Annotated in this window: 2 protein-coding genes and 1 pseudogene; all 3 read left to right on the top strand. The window is 66.4% G+C overall.

The genetic code is table 11. The annotated features are described in order from the left end of the window. Positions 1-1274 (top strand): extracellular solute-binding protein (locus DSP71_RS06925; protein ID WP_113680713.1); only part of this gene is annotated, 1274 nt, incomplete at its 5' end. Between the two features lie 6 nt (positions 1275-1280). Beyond that, on the top strand, positions 1281-2246 hold the full coding sequence (locus tag DSP71_RS06920) for a carbohydrate ABC transporter permease (protein ID WP_171010978.1): 966 nt from the start codon (positions 1281-1283) through the stop codon (positions 2244-2246). Then, positions 2243-2735 (top strand): annotated as a pseudogene (locus DSP71_RS23280) (carbohydrate ABC transporter permease); the annotation flags it as partial. The gene DSP71_RS06920 and the pseudogene DSP71_RS23280, both read left to right, overlap by 4 nt.

The raw sequence follows: 2735 nt of genomic DNA, 5'->3' as shown, positions 1-2735 counted from the left end.
CCGACGGACGCCTCGAGCTGCGCGTCGCGACGTTCCCGCCCGGGGCGGATGCGGCCGCGTACGATGCGTTCGCCGCGCAGGAGAAGCAGTTCGAGAAGGAACACCCCGATATCGACATCATCGGTGTCGAGTACGAATGGGAAGGCCCCACGTTCGCCGTGCAGCTCGCCGGGGGAAGCCTGCCCGACGTCTTCACCGTGCCGTTCACCGACTCCAAGACCCTGCTCGAGAACGGGCAGCTGATGGATGTGACCGACGCGATCGAAGAGCTCGGCTACACGGACAAGTTCAACCCCATCATCCTCGACGGGGTCACCGGCGCCGACGGCAAGATCTACGGCTTCCCGCGGCAGGCGTACGCCGCAGCACTGCACTACAACCGCGACCTGTTCGAGCAGGCGGGGCTCGACCCCGACAGCCCTCCGGAGACGTGGGACGAGATCCGCGAGGCCGCCAAGAAGATCACGGACGCCACCGGCAAGGCCGGCTATGCGCAGATGGCCATCAACAACACCGGTGGATGGCAGCTCACGTCGCAGACCGTGGCCCGCGGTGGTCGCACGCAGACCGACAACGGGGACGGCACCGCCGAGTCGATGATCGACAACGACGCGACCAAGGCCTCCCTCCAGTTCCTGCACGACGTGAAGTGGGAGGACAACGCCTTCGGCTCGAAGGTCGACCTCGACTGGGGGACCATCAACCAGGAGTTCGCCGCGGGCAACATCGGCATGTACACCTCCGGCTCCGACATCTACACCGCTCTCGTGCGCGACTTCGGCATGGACTCGGACATCTACGGCATGACCGTCGTGCCCATGGAAGGCGACGACCCCGGCACGCTCGGCGGCGGTGACATCGCGGTGATCAGCCCCACGGTCGACGACGCGACCAAGGAAGCCGCAGTGACCTGGATCGACTGGTACTACATGCAGAAGCTCATGGACAAGGACGCCGCGGTGCTCGACGCGAAGACCCTGAACGAGTCGGGCCAGGCCGTCGGCACTCCGCTGCTGCCGGTGCTCAGCCGCGAGCTGTACGACGAGTCGCAGGAGTGGATCGCCGACTACATCAACGTGCCGGTAGACCAGATGGCGCCGTTCAGCGACCGCATCTGGGATCAGACGCCGGTGGGGGAGCCGAAGGTCAAGACGCAGGAGGTCTACGCCCTGCTCGACACCGTGGTGCAGAAGGTCCTGACCGACCAGAACGCCGACATCGACGCTCTCCTTGCCCAGGCGCAGAGCGATGCGCAGGCGAAGCTCGACGAGTAACCCTTCATGACGATGACGCTCCCCGAGCAGCGGGCGGCGGTGGAGGATTCTCCGCCGCCCGCTGTGCGCCGCTCCCGCCGCCGCTCACCCCTCACCTGGTTCCGCGGCGGCGGGCTCGCGAACCTCCTGTTCGTGCTCCCGATGCTGTTCGTGTTCGTGTTCTTCTCGTGGTCGCCGATCGTGCAGTCGGTGGTCATGAGCCTGCAGAAGACCAACCTGATCGTCTCCGAGTGGGTCGGGTTCGACAACTACCTCGCGGTGATCGGTGACCCCGAACTCGGCCGCGCTGTGGTCAACACGCTGTGGTTCGCCGTGCTCGCTCTGCTCTTCGGGTTCCCGCTGCCCCTGCTGATGGCCGTACTCATGAGCGAGGTGCGCCGCGGCAAGGGCATCTATTCCGCGCTCGCCTATCTCCCGGTCGTCATCCCGCCGGTCGTGGCCGTGCTGCTGTGGAAGTTCTTCTACAGCGCCGATCCGTCCGGTGTGTTCAACACCGTGCTCGGGTTCGTGGGCATTCCGCCGCAGCCGTGGATCCAGGACGCGGTGCAGGCCATGCCCTCGCTCGTGCTGGAAGCCACCTGGGCCGGAGCCGGCGGATCGATCATCATCTACCTCGCGGCGCTCCTGGGTGTGCCACCGGAGCTCTACGACGCGGCCGAGGTCGACGGTGCCGGCGTCTGGAAGAAGGTCTGGCACGTCACGCTGCCGCAACTGCGCGGCATCCTCTTCATCATGCTGATCCTGCAGGTGATCGCGACCGCTCAGGTCTTCCTCGAGCCGTTCCTGTTCACCGGCGGTGGCCCCGCGGGAGCGACCAAGACCGTGCTGTTGTACATCTACGACAAGGCCTTCCGGAACAGCCTGGGCGGCGACTACGGCGAGGCCACGGCTGTCTCAGTGCTGCTGGCGATCATCCTCGCCCTCCTCTCCTGGCTGTACTTCAAGCTGACCGACCGTTGGAGCACGACGTGAGCCTCACCACCCGCCTCTCGACCCGCGCCGCAGAGAGGGCCGCGGAGAAGGCCGCTGACAGTGCGGGCGATCGCACCGTCATCTCCGACTCCGAACGTCGGCGCCCCGGCATCCGCATCGGGATGACGCTCACGCACGTGTTCCTCGCCGTCGGGCTGGTCGTCGCCGGACTCGGTCCCATCCTGTGGCTCGCGAAGTCGGCGATCACGCCGACGCAGGACACCCTGCAGCAGCCGTTCGCGCTGTGGCCGAACGGCATGGACTGGGAGAACCTCTCGACCGCGTGGAACGACATCCACATCGACCAGTACTTCCTCAACACGGTGATCATCGCGCTCGGGGCCTGGTTCGTGCAGCTGTTCATCGCGACGACGGCGGGCTATGCGCTCTCGGTGCTGCGCCCGACCTACGCGCCCATCCTCAACGCGCTGGTGCTGGCGACGCTGTTCATCCCCGGGATCGTGCTGCTGGTGCCGCTGTACCTGACGA

It is taken from the genome of Microbacterium sp. H6 (genome assembly GCF_003314775.1).
Taxonomy (GTDB): domain Bacteria; phylum Actinomycetota; class Actinomycetes; order Actinomycetales; family Microbacteriaceae; genus Microbacterium; species Microbacterium oxydans.
The sequence above is the reverse complement of the archived record's forward strand: the minus strand, read 5'-3'. Positions and strand labels throughout refer to the sequence as shown.

Excerpts from the sequence above, each read along its gene's own strand:
- DSP71_RS06920 (WP_171010978.1), top strand. The coding sequence starts at position 1,281 with ATGACGATGACGCTCCCCGAGCAGCGGGCGGCGGTGGAGGATTCTCCG.